We start from the raw sequence: 18,122 nt of genomic DNA, 5'->3' as shown, positions 1-18,122 counted from the left end.
GGGAACTATCCGTATCGTATTTCATGCTCGGCCAGACGCAATAAACCGTGTCTCTACAGTCGATGCGTTCCGTTTTAGATTCCAAATATTATTCGGCAATTCTGTTATAAGGCGATTTTAGAATTTTATACTTCATTAAAACCATCATTTTTTCACCAAGTATTTGTAGCCTTCCCAGAATTTCAATCGTTTTCTTTTCTAGCCCAAACCATTTCCCATATTTGTAAAATATTTTAAAAAATAAGGATTCGCCTTCTAAGCTCCTTAACTTCAACTCCCTTAATACGATTTCTTAGGGTTACCTAACACTATTGATACATTTCTACCGAGGCTCTTGCTGCCTTTGCGTGTTCTGTTTTTATGAAAAAAGTAAGTATTCTGGCTTTGGCCCTGCTGGCTGCCGCTTGCGGCAAACATAGTAAACCCCATTCTTCCGCTGCTAAAGCGAAGCCGGGGCATTTTACCCAGTATGTTGATCCCCGCATTGGTACGGGTTTTCACGGTCACGTATTTTTAGGGGCGAACGTTCCTTTTGGGGCAATACAGATTGGACCTACACAGGCGAACCCCGGGAAGTTAGGGGATGGCTGGGACTGGTGTTCAGGTTACCACGTATCGGACTCGCTGATTGCCGGTTTCTCTCACACGCACCTCAGCGGAACGGGTATCGGGGATTTAGGCGATGTACTCATGATTCCAACGACGGGTAAAGTCCGGCTGGAGCGTAGCGTAGCAGGTAATTCACCAAGTGGGTACATGTCGCGTTTCTCGCACGATGACGAAGTGGTTTATCCGGGTTATTATGCCGTAAAATTACAACGCTATGATATTGGTGTGGAGTTAACCGCCTCCGAGCGGGTGGGAATGCATCGCTATACCTTCCCTAAATCTGACGAATCACACATTCTCATTGATCTAAAAGAAGGCATTGGCTGGGATCGGGCAACGGATACGTATCTCGAACAAAAAGACGCGACCACTTTAACAGGGTATCGTTATTCAACGGGTTGGGCTAAAGATCAGCGGTTATTCTTCGCCATCGTTTTCTCGAAACCCATCGAAAAACTCGATTTATACAATGCCACCACTGCCATTTCCGGCAAATCAGCCAAGGGGAATCAGGTGAAAGGCGTGCTGAGTTTTGCTACCAAACAGGGCGATCAGGTGCTTGTAAAAGTGGGAATTTCTCCCGTCAGTGAAGCCAACGCTTTAGCTAATATTAAAGCCGAAGTACCGGGCTGGGATTTTGATCAGGTAGCGAAAAATGCCGATGAATCCTGGAATAAGGAACTGAGCAAAATTCAGGTGCAGACCAAAGATCAGGATCGTTTGAAGGTTTTTTACACGGCTCTGTATCACACCATGATTGCTCCGTCAACGTTCAACGATCATAACGGCGATTATCGCGGAGCAGATCAGAAAGTATACCCGAACGCAAAGTTCAAAAACCTGACTACCTTTTCACTTTGGGATACGTATCGGGCGGCAAATCCGTTGTTGACGATTACGCAGGGTCAACGCGTGAATGACATTGTAAACACAATGCTGCACATTTATCAGCAGCAGGGTAAGTTACCCATCTGGCATTTAGTAGGTAATGAAACGAACACCATGCCCGGTAACAGCTCATTACCCATTATCTCGGATGCCATTCTGAAAGGATTTAATGGTTTTGACGTAAATCTGGCTTTTGAGGCGATGAAAAAATCGGCTATGCTGGATGAACGCGGCCTGAATTACATCAAAGCAAAAGGGTACATTCCAGCAGATACGCAAACGGAAAGTGTGGCGAAAAACATGGAATACAGCATCGACGACTGGGCCGTGGCTCAGGTAGCAAAGAAGCTGGGTAAAATGGAAGACTACGCCTACTTCAGCAAGCGGGCGAAAAACTACCGGAATAACTTCGACGCCAGCACGCGTTTCATGCGGGGTCGGGTTTCCGATACAGAATGGCGAACGCCTTTCAATCCTTTCGTTTCGCGTCACGAGAAAGATGATTTCGCCGAAGGTAATGCCTGGCAATACACCTGGCTGGTACCTCAGGATGTGGAAGGTTTGATTGAATTACTGGGTGGAGAAAAAGGGTTCACGCAAAAACTGGATTCCCTTTTTATCATTAAAGGTGACATGGGAGCCGAGGCCTCCAACGACATTTCAGGTCTGATTGGTCAATATGCCCATGGAAATGAACCCAGTCACCACGTAACATACCTGTATACTTACGTAGGTCAACCCTGGAAAACGGCGGAAAAAGTACGCTACATCCTTGACCATATGTACACTACCAAACCTGACGGAATCATTGGTAATGAAGATGTCGGTCAAATGTCAGCCTGGTATATTCTGTCTTCAATGGGCTTCTACCCCGTAAACCCTGCCAATGGAGCTTACGTATTTGGTAGTCCTGTGTTTGACAAGGTAGCTCTGCAATTGGGTAACGGAAAAACCTTCCACCTGAAAACGGTGAATAACGGTCCCGAGAACAAGTACATTCAGAGCATTAAGCTGAATGGAAAGCCTTATACCCGGTCTTATTTATTACACCAAGACCTGATGAATGGTGGTGAAATGGAAATTCTGATGGGTAAAGAACCCAGCAAAACGTTTGGCGTCAATCCCGCCGACCGTCCGCGTTCCATTCACGACTAACTAATCTTTTACCCGCCCGGAGGGCCTTATGTAACCTCCGGCGAAACCGTTGAATCTGGTTTTGCCGGAGGTTATTCTTTTAATCCTCAAACATTTCTTCCCTCAATTTTATGAAAAAGACCTTACTTGCTCTGGCATCCCTGCTGACTTCGGCTCTGGGTTTTGCTCAGCAACCCTATGAACTCAACGCGGGCTGGAAGTGTGCCCCCGTTGGGAAAGTAGCGGTAAAAGGCACGGAACTTTCCAATCCTTCGTACAGCCTGGCCAACTGGCAACCCGCCACCGTTCCCGGCACGGTGCTGACGACCCTGCTGAACAATAAGCAGATTCCAGACCCTTTTTACGGAATGAATAACAAGCACATTCCAGACATTTACCACACGGGTCGGGACTATTACACCTATTGGTTCGTCAAAGATTTTAAGGAAGAAGCTCAATCAGGGGAACAGGTTTGGCTTCAGTTTCGGGGCATTAATTACAGTTGTGAAGTATTCCTGAACGGAAAAAAATTAACCGATAAGCCCCACACGGGCATGTTTCTGCGGAAGACGTTTAACATTACGCCTTACCTGAAAAAAGGCAGCCCCAACCGTTTGGCGGTCATTGTCTATCCTCCCGATCCGGTAGGTAATCCTAACGGTGGACAGGGCGGCGACGGTACGATTGCTAAAAACGTTTCGCATCAATACGTAGCGGGTTGGGACTGGATTCAACCCATCCGCGATCGTAACACGGGCATTTGGGATAAGGTAACGATTGAAAAAACGGGAGCCATTCATCTGAAAAATCCGCACGTGGTTACGCTCGTTCCCGGCAAACGGATGCCCGAGGGCCCACAGAAACCCGCAACGATTAAAGTATCTACGGAGCTGGAAAATCCTACAGCCAACCGCGTGGAGGGAATGGTTCAATACACGCTTGAAGGCACTAAAATTTCTAAAAAAGTAAGTATCCCCGCTAAATCTACGGTAACTGTTGACTTACCCGCCTTAACGCTGAACAATCCTAAACTGTGGTGGCCTTATGGGTATGGTCAGCAACATTTATATCCAGTCACGATTCAGTTTGTAGCGGGAGCGAACGTTTCGGATGAAGAAAAAATCAATATTGGTGTTCGGGAAATTCAAACGGAATGGAACGCCACCACCCGCAGCAAGCAGGTTTCGGTAAACGGGCAGAAAGTATTTATCAAGGGCGGTAACTGGATTATCTCGGATGCCATGCTACGCTTCTCCCCTGAGCGTTACGATGCCGAGATTCGCTTTCACCGCGACATGCACCTCAACCTGATTCGTATCTGGGGAGGAGCCATTACCGAACGTCCTGAATTTTACGAAGCCTGTGATAAATATGGATTACTGGTTATGCAGGATTTCTGGGGTTCGGGCGACTGCAATGGCCGTTGGGTAGATCCCGCGAAACTGGAAGATCAGTGGACTCGCCGAAAATATCCCGACGACCATTCGCTATTCCTTGAATCAGCCGCCGATCAGATTAAGATGATTCGGAATTACCCTTCGCTGGCCATCTGGTGTGGAGGGAACGAAATTACCTTGCCTACTGACATCATGTTACCACTCCGTGATTCCCTGTTACCTGCTCTGGATGGCACGCGTTGGTTCATTGATTATTCCAACTCGGATGATATGTCCTTCAATTCACTCGGCGGTAATGGTGACGGGCCTTATGGCATTCAACCCATTGCTAAATTCTGGTCCTTCAAAACCTGGCCTTTCAACTCCGAAGTGGGTTCAGTGGGTGTAGGAGATATTCAGTCGCTCGAACGTTTTATTCCGAAGGAAAATCTTACTGCTCCCCAATTCAGTAATGGTAAACCAAAAGTGGATTCGGTGTGGGACTACCATAAATACATTGGATACGACGAGTACATTGACCCTTACGGTAAGGCTAAAGATACCCGCGATTTCGGACTGAAAGCTCAGGTCGTTAATTACGATCAGTACCGGGCATTAATGGAAGGTTTCTCTTCACACATGTGGGAATGGTATACGGGAAGTATCATCTGGAAAACGCAAAACCCCTGGACGGCTCTTCGCGGTCAGATGTACGATTATTACCTCGATCCGAATGCCTGCTTGTATGGCTTGCATAGCGGTAGCGAGCCGTTGCACATCATGTATAATCCTGTGGACAGCATGGTGATGATGGCGAATAATACCTTTCAGACGCAACGCGACTTAATGATGGTCGTGAAGCTCTACGACATGAAGGGCAAGGAAACGGTGATTACACAGGTATTCACAGAAATTGGCCCTAGCACGGCACGCCCTTACCTGTCCATAGCGAAAGCTTTGGAAAAAGCTGCGAAGGAAGACGGCGTGTTTCTGTCCTTACGTCTGTTGAATTTGAATAAGGAAGTGGTGAGTGATAACCTGTACTGGTTACCAAATGAAAAAGGCACCTACACGGGCTTACAACAGTTAAAGAAAGTAGACATTCAGGCTACGGCCCGACAAGTAGCCAAAGGTAAAATTGCAGTAACGCTACGCAATGAAGCCAATAATCCGGTAGCGTTTTTCAATCGAATCTCGCTGGTACACTCGCAAACGAAGCAACGCGTGTTACCCGTCTTTTATAGCGACAATTACATTTCGATATTACCGGGGGAACAAAAAACCATAACGCTGGAATATACCCCCAAAACCGAAGACAAACCGCTCGTTTCGCTGGAAGGCTGGAATGTAGGGGACCGTTTCATTCCTATTGGATTGTAATGAATTGTTCGTTGTTTATGCCCTTCCCGGAAGTTTAAGAACTTTCGGGAAGGGCTGTTTTAGAGGGTTATTAACGGGAATTTAGAGGCTAGACAGCTATACAACAAATATTTCATCTGAGGTATCACTTGCTCAAAAGGTTGCGAATAATCCTGAACGGCGTATATTATTTTGCCATTTGATCTTATCAAAGCATAAGCTTACTCTGAAGGTATGCTTACCTTTCCTGACCGGATTCATCAATTCTGGATGAATGCCCTTCTTTCCGTTATTTCAACTGTCTGGTTCTCCGTTATTTCAAGTAATTATCTTATCTCAAGTCTATTAACTAGGTGAGTCATTAGCTGATTCATTAATTTATTCAAATAAATCTAATAGGTAAACCCTACTAGTTTAGCTACTTTTCTCTTAGTTATTAAGGCTAATGAATTTAAGTATGGTATGTGAATTTCAGGGAGTTAAGGAAATAAAAAGTTATTTAACAAATCCAACTCTACATGAAATCAACATTGAATACGTATGCAGAAAAGAAGCATCGACTTCTTTTGAAGGGCGGTTATCTTCTGGCGATGTTCGCTCTGCTAAGCTTAACGGCTTGCAACAAAAATGACGACACGGATCCGGGTAAGGATATTCAACCGACTGGTCCCAAGCCTTCCTGGGGACCCACCATTAAGCCACAAATGCAGGCTATTATCGAAGAAATGGCTCGTCTGGATTCGACTCCCCTTTATACCCTCACTCCTCAGCAGGCCCGTACCAAACCATCCATTAAAGACGCCGTTAGCTCTTTGCTGAGCAGAAATAACATTACGGCTCCTGACATGCAGGTAGATACCAGTCAACGCCTGATTCCCGGTTATGGTGGTACAAACATCCGGGCAGTAGTATATCGTCCGCAAGGGGCTAGTGGTAATTTACCCGTCATCGTGTATTACCACGGCGGTGGCTGGGTTATTGCCAGTCCCGAAGTGTATGAGGCTTCAGCCCGTGCACTGGCTCGTAATACTGGAGCAATAGTCGTTTCTGTTGAATACCGTAAAGCACCCGAAAACAAGTTTCCAACGGCTCATATGGACAGTTACGAAGCCTACAAATGGGTGAGACGAAACGCCGCTTCACTCAATGGCGATTCTACTAAAATTGCCGTAGCCGGTGAAAGTGCCGGTGGTAATATGGCCGTTGGGGTAAGTATCATGGCTCGTGAGAACAACTTCCCAATGCCGATTCACCAACTCCTAGTGTATCCAGTAGCTAATAATGATTTAACTACCGCCTCGTATAATACGTATGCAAACGCAAAACCGCTGAGCAAGCCTCTGGTAGAGTGGTTTGTGGACAAATATTTCCGTACTATGTCTGACGGCGATAGCAGATATATCTCGCTGGTTGACGTAGCCACACTAAGTGGTTTACCTGCCACGACCATCATCGGAGCGGAGATCGATCCCCTGCAAACGGAAGGCAAACAACTGGCAGACAAATTTACTTCTGCCGGAGTAAGTACGGAATACCGTCTGTATGAAGGTGTAACCCACGAATTCTTTGGAACTTATGCCATCGAGCCTAATGCTCAGGACGCTCAGGAATACGCGGCTTCACGACTGAGAAGTGCTTTTGGTCGATAGTGAGTGATGATTCTATAGAAAGAGGGATGCAAATGTTTTGCGTCCCTCTTTTATTTTCTGCCAATGACTGCGACCATTCGTCCCGTTATGCCCTTTTCAAGACGATGGGAGAAGTAATCTTCATTGTGAAGGACCGTTGAATAAGGTGATATTTCAATTTGAGAATCAGGAATACCAAAGCTTTGCAAGGGGTAGGCATTAGCGGCTTTCAAATCCACGAAGAATTTTTGCCTGCTTTCGTCCCAACGTTTAAAACGATCGGCGAAATGATCGGACACGTCGCTCCCTACTTCAAACGAACACTCGTCAATGCAAGTACCAACCCAGGCATAACAGTCTTCAGGTTGAGTTCCGTAGGTTTGCTGCATCGTTTTTAGTGTTTTTGCTACAATTCCAGCTACTGTCCCCCGCCACCCTGCGTGAATGGCAGCAACTACTTGGGTACGGGCATCATATACTAGAATTGGTGTACAGTCGGCAATGGTTACCAAAGCCATTACCCCAGCCTGATTAGTTATGACGGCATCGTGCCCCTGTTCTCGTCCAGGTTGATTGGTTATGAATATCTCCGTTCCGTGCACCTGATGAGAAGAAGCCACCTGGCTTTCTTTGATTCCTAAACTCTCGTAAAAAAGGCGTTTGTTCTCAAGAACCGCTTCAGGATCATCCTGCGTAGAACCGCCCAAATTCAGACTATGATAGGGCGATTGGCTCACGCCACCGTGACGCGTGCTCTGAGCGGCAATTAATTCTGAAAATGCTTGGAATATGGGGGGTATATAAAAAAGAGACTTAGTACTCATGGCCATCTAAACTTGATAAGAAAACTCAAAACTAATGATTTATTGTTTTGACCTATGAGCAAACCTCAGTTTCAGCCCGTCCCTCTGGTAGAGACGCGGTTTTATCACGATTGAAAGGATTTTCATTTACTAACCAGACGCAGGAAAGTCGCATCTCTACCTGAATGTTTGATTGTTTTACTTTTTCAAATTCCGCCTTGGCTGGTGTCCTCACCAGCCAGGGCAGGAGCATGTACCTCACACGTAAAACCCCGGATTAACATCCGGGGCTATTCAGGTTGAACCCCTCCGGGGTTAGTATTCCCATTTCCAAACAACTCCCCTACCTTTACTGGTTTTACCTTTCCAAACTCCAAACTCCTTTCCACCGTGGTTGGTGTCCTCACCAACCACTAGGCTCTTTGACTGGTGAAGACACCAGCCAGGGCAGGAGCGTATGGCCCGTCCAACGTTTACCCCGGGTTATCACCCGGGGCTATCCACATTCAACCCCTCCGGGGTTATACCTCCCATTTCCAAACCTCTTCCCATCCACCGTGGTTGGTGTCTTCACCAACCACTAGGCTTTTTGACTGGTGAGGACACCAGCCAGGGCAGGAGTATGTACCTCACACAAAAAACCCGGATTAACATCCGGGGCTATTCAGGTTCAACCCCTCCGGGGTTATGATTCCCATTTCCAAACAACTCCCCTACCTTTATAGGTTTTTACCTTTCCAAACTCCAAACTCCAAACTCCAAACTCCAAACTCCAAACTCCAAACTCCAAACTCCAAACTCCAAACTCCAAACTCCTTAATAAGTGTTAAGTATTCTAGACAGATGGAATAAAAAACGTCTGATCTCTGTTATAGGTGTAAGGAGTTTTGATTTACTTTGCCACTAATTTAAACTAAATAAAAATAAATCTATGAACACGAAACGTTTCCGGCTCTTTGCGGCTGCTCTTGCTTTATGTAGTGTATCTACTTTCCTACCTGCAACTGAAGCTTCCGCTCAAGCTGGTAAACCTGCTAAAGCATTGGTCCTGAATGCGAACGATGCCATGCAGTTTGATAAAAAAGAATTTAAAGTGAAAGCTGGCCAGAAAGTAAAGCTGACGCTCAAACATACGGGTAAATTTGCCAAACAAGCCATGGGTCATAACTTCGTGTTGCTAAAACCCGGCACCGATTTACAAGCTTTTGCCTCGAAAGCTAATATGGCTTCCAGTACAGAATATATTCCTAAGTCAGAGTCAGCCAGCATTGTGGCTCATACCAAACTGCTAGGCGGTGGCGAAAGCGATACCATCGAATTTACGGCTCCTAAAAAAGGAACGTATACGTATATCTGTAGCTTCCCCGGTCACTATGGCATCATGCAGGGTAAGTTCGTTGTAGAATAAGCGTAAACGAAGCTATTCTTCACTGAGTTAATAAAGTAAAAGCGGTCTGGAGGTTCTCCAGACCGCTTTTACTTTATTAGAAACGTTCTCAAACTATAGTACACTGTTCATATTCCTAACGGCTTCTGCTGACTTATTGAATGCGGCCTGTTCAGCTTCAGTCAGACCAAAGTCAATGATTTTTTCCCAGCCATTTTTGCCGATTACTACAGGCACGCCCAAACAAATATTTGATTGACCGTATTCACCTTCCAGATACACACAGCAGGGAAGAATCCGCTTCTGATCTCTGACAATACTTTCAACGAGTAAGGCTCCCGCAGCTCCCGGAGCATACCAGGCTGAAGTCCCGATTAATCCCGTCAGCGTTGCTCCACCGACCATCGTATCTGAGGCTACTTTCTGTAAGGTAGTTTCATCCAGATATTGACTGACGGGCGTTCCTGAATAAGTTGCCAGTCGAGTCAAGGGAATCATCGTGGTATCGCCGTGACCGCCAATAACCGTAGCCTGTAAATCCGAAGGCGGCACATCCATCGCCAGCGACAGGTAGGTTTTAAATCGGGCTGAATCCAGAATTCCACCCATGCCGATGATCTTATGCTTGGAAACTCCCGCCGTTTGCAGAGCTAAATAAGTCATGGTGTCCATTGGATTGGAGATCACAACAATGATCGCTTCGGGCGAATGTTCCAGAATCTGCGTCGTAACCGTTTTCACAATCCCCGCGTTAATACCGATCAGTTCTTCGCGGGTCATGCCGGGTTTTCGTGGAATTCCCGAGGTAATCACGACGACATCAGAGCCAGCCGTTTTGGCGTAATCATTGGTTGAACCGACTATCCGGGAATCAAAATCCAGCAGAGTGGCGGTTTGAAACATATCCAGTGACTTTCCCTCTGCCAGTCCTTCTTTAATATCAAGCAAGACTACTTCCTGAGCCAATTCTCGCCGAACGATGTTATCAGCACAGGTAGCTCCAACGGCTCCAGCTCCTACAACGGTGATTTTCATGGAATCTACGTTTAAAATCGTGAACGAAGGTGAATACGTTGCAATTAAGTAAATATTCCAACAATTAATAGAACATTTACTATTGAACTTTATTCACGAGAAAAAGATGAAGAGAATTATGAGGACGATAATGAACGATAAATACATGGCTCCATCGACGCCAATATACTGGCGATATTTGTGGATTGCCGCCCAGATTTTTTTCATAACTCAAAATGCTAGTGCTGAATTCGACTAAAGGACAATGTTACTGAAACCCATTGATATTGTAGAGAAAAGACCGAATGAATCTTCAGAAGCTGATTTATTTCTATGCATTTATCAAGCGAAGCCCCTTCCTTTGTGGATCATTTGCATTCCTTATTTATCACTCCATATCATGACTATTGGCGATAATTACCAGCATTCCTTTCAGTTTTCACAAGAAGATGTCATCCGTTTTGCGGAAGTTTCCGGTGATAATAATCCATTACACTTAGACGCTGAATTTGCAGCGACAACTCCGTTCAAGAAACCAATTATCCACGGCATTCTGGGAGCCAGCATTTTTTCTAATGTTATTGGTACGAAGTTCCCCGGAGCGGGTAGCGTATACGTGAAGCAGTCACTCGAATTTTTACGCCCCATGTTTGTAGACGTGGCTTATGAAGCTCGTTTTGAAGTGCTCAGCGTTAATGCTGATAAACACACTGCCGAGATCTCTACCGAAATTATTGATGCCCAGACCAAGAAAGTAACCACCCGAGGCGTGGCCGTGGTAATGAACAAAGAGCATTTCTAACAAGGCAATAAAAAACCCTCGAATGCGATCATTCGAGGGTTATCGATAAAGAGGATGGCGACTAGCCTTCTTTTTCATTTTTCTTTTCTTGTACTTCAGAACGAATATCCTGAGCCAATACTTTTAGGTCTTGCATACCTTTGCGAACACGTGTGCCCGCAGCCTGGTTTTGTTTATCGTAGAATTTTTCGAAGTCGCCTTCTAGGGATAATACCAATTCTTTGAGTTCTGAGAATCTGCTCATGTGAGTCTGGTGTTTATAATGTATAACGAATGATTGAAAGTATGCAAAAGTGCATTTTTGGCGAAATTTAGGCATTTACGCTATTCCCGCAAGTGAACCCGGCTCGAAAATGTGAAAGTTCTTGGAAAAATTATACAATTTTATCCTTTGAGCAGAAAAATACCCCATTTTATCCAGTCTTTTCTGAATAAAATGGGGTAAAAACAGCGTTTAGGGCTACTAAACCGCAGTTTTGCTTACGTCAGCAAATCCTTTATTCGCATATTCGCCCTTCGTAAGTTTCTCTTGAATGATATCAAAAGCATCTAGCGTTTCTTCAACATCTGCTAGCGTATGAACAGCCGTTGGGATGATCCGCAACATAATTACTCCTTTCGGCACAACGGGGTACACCACGATAGAACAGAAAATACCCAGATTTTCGCGTAAGTCAGCTACTAACTGAGTTACCACACTACCATCGTATTGTCCGTGTAAGAACACAGGCGTAACAGGCGACTGCGTCGTACCAATATCAAAACCGCGTTCGCGAAGACCATTCTGCACGGCACGAACGATATTCCAGAGATTTTCACGCAATTCAGGCTGCGTACGAACCAGTTCCAGACGCTTCATCGCACCCAATACCAGTGGCATCGGCAGTGACTTGGCGTACGTTTGTGAACGCATGTTGTAACGCAGGTACTGGATGATGGCTTTAGGTCCAGCAATGAAACCACCAATACTAGCCATTGATTTAGCGAACGTTGAGAAATGCAAGTCCACACCCGCCTGCACACCCAGGTGCTCGGCTACGCCTGAACCATTCTTACCCATCGTCCCAAAACCGTGAGCGTCGTCTACTAATAAACGGAAATTGTACTTTTGCTTGAGAGCTACGATTTCATCAAGTTTACCGATGTTACCAGACATTCCAAACACACCTTCCGTAATAACCAGAACGCCACCACCCTGCTCGTCGGCCAGTTTCGTAGCCCGCTGGAGGTTTTTCTCCAACGACTCCATGTCGTTATGCTTGAAGGTAAAGTACTTACCTAATTTCGCTTTGTGCAGCCGAATACCGTCAATCAGACAGGCGTGACTTTCTGCATCGTAAACGATAATATCTTTATAATCAACAATGGCTTCGATGGTGGACATAACCCCCTGATAACCGAAGTTAAGCAGGAAGGCGTCTTCTTTTTCTACGAAGTCAGCCAGTTGGCGTTCCAGAGCCTCATGATACGGCGTTTGACCAGACATCATCCGGGCTCCCATCGGAGCGGCCATACCCCATTCCGCAGCAGCTTCGGCATCTGCTTTCCGTACTTCCGGGTGATTGGCTAACCCTAAATAGTTATTCAGGCTCCAGTTCAGCATCTGCTTTCCATGGAACTTCATACGAGGGCCAATCTCTCCTTCAAGGTAAGGAAAAGCAAAGTACCCATGGACTTTGTCGGAATACTGTCCGAGAGGCCCCAGGTTAGCCAGACGACGTTCAAAAATATCTGCCACGTTCAATCAGATTTTTATTGTTAACATTGAGCAGTAATCAAAAAATGGTGCTCTTTACTAGTACTTTTCCGAGATTTCATCCCGAAAATTTCATCCGTTTGATTACTGCTTTTTCACGATTTCTACGCCGCTAAAATAGGATTTTTCTACGATAACACCAAGCAATTGTTTTTTGCTTTTTGATTGGGTCTAAGTAGTTTGGCTATTTTGCGACGAATTTAAAAATATTAACGATTTCATACAAAAGTATAAAGCCATAAACCCTAGCATGAATCAATTGTTTTACGCGTAATCGTCCTGTCTCTTCCAAGCATTAATCAAACCCATAGGCCGGAACGGTAATTTACTGACTTGCAATAAATTACAGTCTATATTTTCCAGATCGGTCGTTAATGATAGTTTGTAATTCCCACTATTGTTTTAGAAAGTTACCCTTGCTTTACAGCCATACTCCTTATGCATTTTCTTCGTAGAATTGATCGGTTTATCTTTTTCATATTAGTCGTCGGTGTAGGCATTCTAACCTGGAATCTCATTCAAACGTATCCTCAGCGTACTCAAAATCTATTTCACACGGAGCCTTTCGGCGTACGTCTCAACGAACAGAGAAAAGCATTAAAGTTAGAACCCGTCCTGGACAGTGATCAGCCCCAAGTCACGCAGGATACTTCAGGAATATACCATTTGTACTGGCTTCCCGCACAGATTCCCGCCATTAATCGACCTTATTTCTGGAAGAAAGAGATGGTCATTCGTCAGCAAAAACTTATTCGCGAAACAGATACTTATTATTATCCCCTTCCCAAAGGTCATCATTTGATGCACTTTGATTATTACCCGGACAGCACAGCCAAACGGCAACTCAGAACCCGGCTTGAAGTAGCGGGTCTACCGACCATCAGTTCCTTCGAAATTCCCACTACCCAGACGGCTCAGTTGTTCAGAGATAGTTTATTACAGGAATGGAAGATTAAGCCTCGACGGGTAGAGGAGTAAGTTCGAATGGTTTTCTGTCAACTTCATAACTCCCGCATCCGTTGACTCTATTATGCTTGATCGTTAGCCAAACGTTAAGCTTCACAGGCATTCTTTTTTTGCGAGTTGAGTGATCACTATTAAATGGAATGCCCCATGTTATTACGTGCCGGAAACCTCACGCTACTTTACCACGAAGGCTCATTACGCTACTTTACCATTAATGATCAGGAAATTCTGAGGAGGATTTACGTGGCCATCCGCGATGAAAATTGGGGCACGGCTGACATTACTATTCAGGACGAACGCATTGAGCCATCGGAAGATACTTTTGAGGTATATTATCGCTGGACGACTGACGAACCCAAGATGGCAGGTGAAGTAACCATTACAGGTGAAGCAGACGGCACCATCACGTTTGACTGGCAGGGTACGGCTCTGGAAGATTTTTCTAAAAATCGACTTGGCCTTTGCATTCTACATCCCATTGAAGGCTTCAAAAATCAGATTGTCAGGGTTATTCATCCCAACGGAGAAGAAACGCCATCAACCTTCCCGGACTTGATCTTACCGCATCAACCTTTCATGACCGTTGCCGGACTGGAATGGCACGCCATCAACGGCCTGAAAGCTCAGCTACAGCTTGAAGGCGACATTTTTGAAACGGAAGATCAGCGGAACTACTCGGATACTTCCTATAAAACCTACGCTACACCCCAGAGCTTACCCAAGCCCGTGGACGTAAGCAAAGGTGAAGTTTTTCAGCAAAAAGCTGTTTTATCTTTTTCGGGAGAATGGCCTTTGTACATCAGTCCCGACCCAAATGTACGGGTGGATTTAGCAGGAGAATCGCAGCCACTGGCTAAGTGGGGTCTATGCTGGCCCAAGGAAAACCGTACCCTTACTGAAAAAGAAATGGAGCTGCTGCGGAAGCTTTCGCCTTCGCATATTCGCCTGGAACTGGATTTAACCGAAAAGCACTGGCAGGAGACATTTTTTGCCGCTTTCAGGGAAATCGAGAAACTGAATATCCCTATTCTGCTGGCGGTCTTAATTGACTTGAATGCAGTACCCGATCTGAATGTCTTTAAGTCCAAGTCACTCATCAAAGAAGTCGTCCTGCTTAACGAAAACGGATTGACCACGAATGAGTTATTGGAGCAAGCCTTACCCCTGTTAGAGTCCCGCTGGCCTACCTTACGCATGGGTGGAGGAACAGCTAACTTCTTCGTAGAATTCAACCGTAATCCTTTTGAATACGCTCGGGTTGACTTTGTAAGTTATTCCATCTGTCCACAGGTCCATTGCTTTGATGAAGTTTCTATTGTTGAAAATCTGGCTGGACAAGCCGAAACCGTTCGGTCAGCCATTCAGCTTTCTGAAAAGCCTGTTCAGATTTCGCCCGTACGATTTGCCGATCAAACGGATGAACGGCTTCAGACACCTTTTGCCGCCAGTTGGACCATTGGCAGTTATAAATATCTCGCCGAAGCCGGAGCTGAAGCGATCACCTATTATGACCTTTTCGGTCCCGATGGCATTATCTATGAAGAGAGTCCAACGCCCGTTTACGAGCTTTTTGCTTTTTTAAGTGAGTTTAAGCCCGAGCAGCTTATTCCCAGCCGTACTTCTCAACCTTTGCGTTGCAGCAGTTTAATTCTGGAGAAAGCAAACGGCTGGAAAACGACCTTAATCGCTAATCATACCGACGAAACGTTCGCCGTCCGCTTGCCCGGGGCAGTAGTAATTACGCTAAAGCCTTATGAATGGCGGAGCATTTTCTAAGTAGGATGTTGGCGGCAGAGGATTACCAATCCCTTGCAGATGGATTTCGAATCACAGATCCGAAAGATCGATTAGCTCAGATTATCTATTGTTCCTTCTATCTGTTGCCTTGAATGTTCCTTTCTCTATCATCTATATCGCGTCTGTTCTCCCCGCCATGGCTGGTGTCTCACCAGTCATTTGTACGCAAACCGTGGTTGGTGAGACACCAACCACAGCCTAGGTACCTTTAAAATACTTCCATTTCCCGGCCAGACGCGATGAAGTCGCGTCTCTACGTTTTGTAAGGCCTAATTACTAGTTACCTGTAAGAAATTAGGACATAAGGAAGGTCCTTTGCTCTGGATGACAGGGTAGTAAAAAAGTATTCATTACAACCCTGGGATCTGCAAAATCAGGTTGGGATCGGGGCAGTTATTCAGATACTTTTCACGCTGACTAACGGCACACACGCCCGGATAATCTCCCGACCAGCCTTCCAGATTTTCAATGACCTGAATGTGTAAATGCGGCGGCCAGTCGCCGTTTTCTGGAAAGGGGCCTAATTCAGCAAATACCTCTCCCGCCTGAATCTGCTGTCCAACTTCCTTCCCCACTAAAGACGTTCGACTCAAATGACCGTATAGGGTATAAAACGGCTGTCCGTCGAGCTCATGTTCAAGAATAATTGTTGGCCCGTAATCGCCGAAATTAGCATTATCCCGAAAGCTATGAATTCTTCCCTTTAGGGGTGCAGCCACTAGGGTTCCGGCTTTTGCCCAAATATCAATTCCCAAATGAATTTCCCGGGGCTCTTCCGTTTGCTGAAAATGCGGACTTCGGCGGTATAAAACCCGGTGTTCATTATAACCCCCCACCCCATAAACGGCACCTGCCGCTTTAATTTCCTGGGTTACAAAAGCGGCGAAATCCGCCGTTTGTGTTAAATTTTGCTGTTCCAGTGCCCGATTACCCGCCGTAAAATCCAGAATCTTTACGGGCGTTTTTTTCCAGTCAAAAGACATGACCGGAGCAAAGGAAATTTGGTATTTTTGAAGAGTCTCAGTAAGTTTCATAGATGGCCTGTATTTGGCTTACCTCAAACTTCGCTTATATTTGACCATTTTTTATTTCTATCAACAATTAAAAAAATATGTCTGATAAAAAATTTCTAGGACATCCTAGAGGCCTCTTTCTTTTATTTATTGTAGAAATGTGGGAGCGTTTTTCATACTATGGTATGAGGGCCATATTATTACTATTTCTACTTGACAAAACAAAGGGAGGAATGGGATTGAATGAAGGAGAAGGTGGAGCTATTTATGGGCTTTATACCTTCTCCGTTTATTTGTTATCCTTACCTGGGGGTTGGCTAGCTGACAATATCTTTGGTCAACGTAAATCCATCTGGTATGGTGGTCTTGCTATCATGGCGGGCCACGTTGTTCTTGCTTTTCCTGCCAGTCAAACGGTATTTTTTGCGGGGCTGGCTCTAGTTGCCATTGGAACAGGTTTATTAAAACCCAACATCAGCTCGATCGTCAGTGAGCTTTATCCTGAAGGAGGAGCTATTCGAGATGCAGCCTTCTCAATATTTTATATGGGAATCAACATGGGTTCCTTTTTAGGAATCACGATTGTGGGCTATCTCGGACAGAAAATAGGTTGGCATTATGGCTTTGGAGCTGCCGCTATTGCCATGTTACTAGGCCTCGTCGCCTATCGCTTATTTGCCAGTACTTATCTAGGTGAGAAAGGGTTATATCCCAAAGCCAGTATAGATACCGAAGAGAAAACTCCTGTCAAAACGCTTACCTGGATTCTGATCGGCTCATTATTCATCTTCCTGGTTATCATGCAAGTAAGTGGCACATTCAAGTGGGATAGTAAACAGGCAGTGGCAGCATCAATGGGAGTTTTAGCCATTGCTGTGGTTATGACTTACTTTTTGAATATGTTTTTCGCATCTGGTTTTGATAGAGTTGAACAAAAACGATTAGCCATTCTATTTATACTATTTTGGGGTGCCGTACTATTTTGGGCAGGTTTTGAACAGCAAGGCTCCTCTTTGCAGATTTTTGCAGATCGTTACTCTGAACTTCCATTTGGAATGCCCTCTAGCTGGTTTCAAAACTTCAATCCGTTTTACATTCTCGTATTTGCCCCTGTTGTAGGTGGTATCTGGGTCTTTTTAGAAAAACGGGGACTCAACCCTCCTTTACTAATTAAGTTTTCTATTGGACTTTTTCTACTAGCTCTTGGCTATTACATCATGGTGATTGGGGCAAAAACCGCACTTTCCGGCGTGAAAGCTTCCGCATGGATTCTGACCTTTACCTATTTATTCCATACACTCGGAGAACTTTGCCTGAGTCCGGTCGGCCTCAGTGCCTATACAAAGCTTGCTCCTAAAAAATACCTGAGTCAGCTGATGGGTATTTGGTTTGTTGCAGCTGCTTTAGGAAATCTTTTCGCAGGGCTCTTTGCTGGTGGATTTGACGAAGAAAATATTCATCAAATGCCCGAAATGTTTATGAGCATTGTATGGTTCTGCCTTGTGGTTGGAAGTATCATTTTTATATTACAGCGACCCTTGAAAAACTGGACGGGAGGAATTAAATAATAAAAAACGACGCTGAAGGTTT

The 18,122-nt window shown here is 45.2% G+C and carries 13 protein-coding genes; 8 read left to right on the top strand and 5 right to left on the bottom strand.

The genetic code is table 11. The features are described from left to right. Positions 1-360 precede the first annotated feature (360 nt). The 3 genes from QE390_RS11380 to QE390_RS11370 all read left to right on the top strand — a co-directional run bounded on the left by QE390_RS11380 (position 361) and on the right by QE390_RS11370 (position 7,015). Complete coding sequence (locus QE390_RS11380) at positions 361-2,652, top strand: GH92 family glycosyl hydrolase (RefSeq protein WP_307142226.1); 2,292 nt, start codon at positions 361-363, stop codon at positions 2,650-2,652. Positions 2,653-2,762: 110 nt separating this feature from the next. Next, positions 2,763-5,387: a glycoside hydrolase family 2 TIM barrel-domain containing protein gene (locus QE390_RS11375; protein WP_307142225.1), complete on the top strand. Its 2,625-nt coding sequence runs from the start codon at positions 2,763-2,765 to the stop codon at positions 5,385-5,387. Positions 5,388-5,884: 497 nt separating this feature from the next. Then, positions 5,885-7,015, top strand: coding sequence for an alpha/beta hydrolase (locus QE390_RS11370; protein ID WP_307142224.1), 1,131 nt, complete (start codon positions 5,885-5,887; stop codon positions 7,013-7,015). A gap of 50 nt (positions 7,016-7,065) precedes the next feature. Here QE390_RS11370 and pgeF read toward each other — a convergent pair whose 3' ends face one another. After that, the gene (gene pgeF, locus QE390_RS11365) at positions 7,066-7,818 is read right to left on the bottom strand and encodes a peptidoglycan editing factor PgeF (protein WP_307142223.1); all 753 of its coding nucleotides are present in this window, start codon (positions 7,816-7,818) and stop codon (positions 7,066-7,068) included. 910 nt (positions 7,819-8,728) lie between these two features. Here pgeF and azu point away from each other — a divergent pair. Further along, positions 8,729-9,205: an azurin gene (gene azu, locus QE390_RS11360; RefSeq protein ID WP_106637989.1), complete on the top strand. Its 477-nt coding sequence runs from the start codon at positions 8,729-8,731 to the stop codon at positions 9,203-9,205. A 93-nt stretch (positions 9,206-9,298) separates the two neighbouring features. Here the strand turns inward: azu and mdh are convergent, their stop codons facing one another. Next, a complete protein-coding gene (mdh, locus tag QE390_RS11355) occupies positions 9,299-10,219 on the bottom strand; it encodes a malate dehydrogenase (protein ID WP_307142222.1) in 921 nt (306 codons plus the stop codon). 379 nt (positions 10,220-10,598) lie between these two features. On the opposite strand from mdh, the gene QE390_RS11350 reads away from it, so the two are divergent. Next, positions 10,599-11,000, top strand: coding sequence for a MaoC family dehydratase (locus QE390_RS11350; protein ID WP_307143546.1), 402 nt, complete (start codon positions 10,599-10,601; stop codon positions 10,998-11,000). Positions 11,001-11,061: 61 nt separating this feature from the next. On the opposite strand, the gene QE390_RS11345 is transcribed toward QE390_RS11350, so the two are convergent. Both QE390_RS11345 and QE390_RS11340 read right to left on the bottom strand, forming a co-directional pair. Further along, positions 11,062-11,244 (bottom strand): histone H1, encoded by a 183-nt coding sequence (locus QE390_RS11345; protein WP_106637987.1) that lies wholly within the window; start codon positions 11,242-11,244, stop codon positions 11,062-11,064. 219 nt (positions 11,245-11,463) lie between these two features. Next, positions 11,464-12,738, bottom strand: a complete 1,275-nt coding sequence (locus QE390_RS11340) for an aminotransferase class I/II-fold pyridoxal phosphate-dependent enzyme (protein ID WP_307142221.1) — start codon at positions 12,736-12,738, stop codon at positions 11,464-11,466. Positions 12,739-13,194: 456 nt separating this feature from the next. Between QE390_RS11340 and QE390_RS11335 the strand changes: the two genes are divergently transcribed. Together QE390_RS11335 and QE390_RS11330 are read left to right on the top strand one after the other, a co-directional pair. Next, entirely contained in the window at positions 13,195-13,734 is a 540-nt protein-coding gene (locus QE390_RS11335) for a hypothetical protein (protein ID WP_307142220.1), read from the top strand. A gap of 135 nt (positions 13,735-13,869) precedes the next feature. Further along, positions 13,870-15,498, top strand: coding sequence for a hypothetical protein (locus QE390_RS11330; RefSeq protein ID WP_307142219.1), 1,629 nt, complete (start codon positions 13,870-13,872; stop codon positions 15,496-15,498). 371 nt (positions 15,499-15,869) lie between these two features. On the opposite strand, the gene QE390_RS11325 is transcribed toward QE390_RS11330, so the two are convergent. Further along, a complete protein-coding gene (locus QE390_RS11325) occupies positions 15,870-16,553 on the bottom strand; it encodes a peptidoglycan DD-metalloendopeptidase family protein (RefSeq protein ID WP_307142218.1) in 684 nt (227 codons plus the stop codon). A 77-nt stretch (positions 16,554-16,630) separates the two neighbouring features. On the opposite strand from QE390_RS11325, the gene QE390_RS11320 reads away from it, so the two are divergent. Next, on the top strand, positions 16,631-18,100 hold the full coding sequence (locus tag QE390_RS11320) for a peptide MFS transporter (RefSeq protein WP_307142217.1): 1,470 nt from the start codon (positions 16,631-16,633) through the stop codon (positions 18,098-18,100). Positions 18,101-18,122: the final 22 nt, after the last annotated feature.

The organism is Siphonobacter sp. SORGH_AS_1065 (genome assembly GCF_030818595.1).
GTDB lineage: Bacteria > Bacteroidota > Bacteroidia > Cytophagales > Spirosomataceae > Siphonobacter.
Note: the sequence above shows the minus strand (reverse complement) of the source record. Positions and strands in the feature narration are given on the sequence as shown.

What these genes read in the sequence shown, in the direction of transcription:
- QE390_RS11380 (WP_307142226.1), top strand. Translation starts at nt 361, where the DNA reads ATGAAAAAAGTAAGTATTCTGGCTTTGGCCCTGCTGGCTGCCGCTTGC.
- QE390_RS11335 (WP_307142220.1), top strand. Translation starts at nt 13,195, where the DNA reads ATGCATTTTCTTCGTAGAATTGATCGGTTTATCTTTTTCATATTAGTC.
- QE390_RS11330 (WP_307142219.1), top strand. Translation starts at nt 13,870, where the DNA reads ATGTTATTACGTGCCGGAAACCTCACGCTACTTTACCACGAAGGCTCA.
- QE390_RS11375 (WP_307142225.1), top strand. Translation starts at nt 2,763, where the DNA reads ATGAAAAAGACCTTACTTGCTCTGGCATCCCTGCTGACTTCGGCTCTG.
- QE390_RS11350 (WP_307143546.1), top strand. Translation starts at nt 10,599, where the DNA reads ATGACTATTGGCGATAATTACCAGCATTCCTTTCAGTTTTCACAAGAA.
- mdh (WP_307142222.1), bottom strand. Translation starts at nt 10,219, where the DNA reads ATGAAAATCACCGTTGTAGGAGCTGGAGCCGTTGGAGCTACCTGTGCT.
- QE390_RS11345 (WP_106637987.1), bottom strand. Translation starts at nt 11,244, where the DNA reads ATGAGCAGATTCTCAGAACTCAAAGAATTGGTATTATCCCTAGAAGGC.
- pgeF (WP_307142223.1), bottom strand. Translation starts at nt 7,818, where the DNA reads ATGAGTACTAAGTCTCTTTTTTATATACCCCCCATATTCCAAGCATTT.
- QE390_RS11325 (WP_307142218.1), bottom strand. Translation starts at nt 16,553, where the DNA reads ATGAAACTTACTGAGACTCTTCAAAAATACCAAATTTCCTTTGCTCCG.
- azu (WP_106637989.1), top strand. Translation starts at nt 8,729, where the DNA reads ATGAACACGAAACGTTTCCGGCTCTTTGCGGCTGCTCTTGCTTTATGT.
- QE390_RS11370 (WP_307142224.1), top strand. Translation starts at nt 5,885, where the DNA reads ATGAAATCAACATTGAATACGTATGCAGAAAAGAAGCATCGACTTCTT.
- QE390_RS11320 (WP_307142217.1), top strand. Translation starts at nt 16,631, where the DNA reads ATGTCTGATAAAAAATTTCTAGGACATCCTAGAGGCCTCTTTCTTTTA.